Annotated in this window: 1 protein-coding gene; it reads left to right on the forward strand. The window is 58.4% G+C overall.

Annotated features, from left to right (window positions below; genetic code table 11):
- A partial coding sequence (locus tag N2041_RS14705; RefSeq protein WP_297679375.1) for an ABC transporter ATP-binding protein occupies positions 1-405 on the forward strand: 405 nt, incomplete at its 5' end.
- Positions 406-558: the final 153 nt, after the last annotated feature.

Here is a 558-nt window from a genome sequence, read left to right on the forward strand (position 1 = left end):
TTTCTGGTGCGCGACAGCGCCGAGATCGATCGACGGCTTGCCCTGGTCTTTTCAATCTTCCCCCGTTTGCAGGAACGGATGCATCAGCGCGGGGGAACGCTCTCCGGCGGCGAACAGCAGATGTTGGCCATCGGCCGCGCCTTGATGCAACAACCCGCCATTTTGCTGCTCGATGAACCGTCGATGGGGCTGGCGCCTCTGCTGGTGGAAGAAATTTTCAACATCATTCGCAAATTGAACACAGAACAAGGCACGACGATCCTACTCGTTGAACAGAACGCCCAGGCCGCGCTTCAGATCGCCAATCGCGCCTACGTCCTCGAAACCGGTCGCATCATCATGAGCGGCCCGGCGCAGGAACTCTTGCATGATCCGAGGATCATCGAGGCATACCTCGGCGTGTAAACAGGTTCTCTTTTTGCCGGCCGATGCAGCCATCACCAGATCGTGATGATGCGCTCCTGTTGTTGGCGCAGTTTTTCCCGATTGGGACGCAACGCAATCAGCACCGCCGCCAGCACCATCACGCCGTAGATGGCGAAAGGCCACGGCGTGATC

The organism is Tepidiforma sp. (assembly GCF_026419595.1).
Classification (GTDB): domain Bacteria; phylum Chloroflexota; class Dehalococcoidia; order Tepidiformales; family Tepidiformaceae; genus Tepidiforma.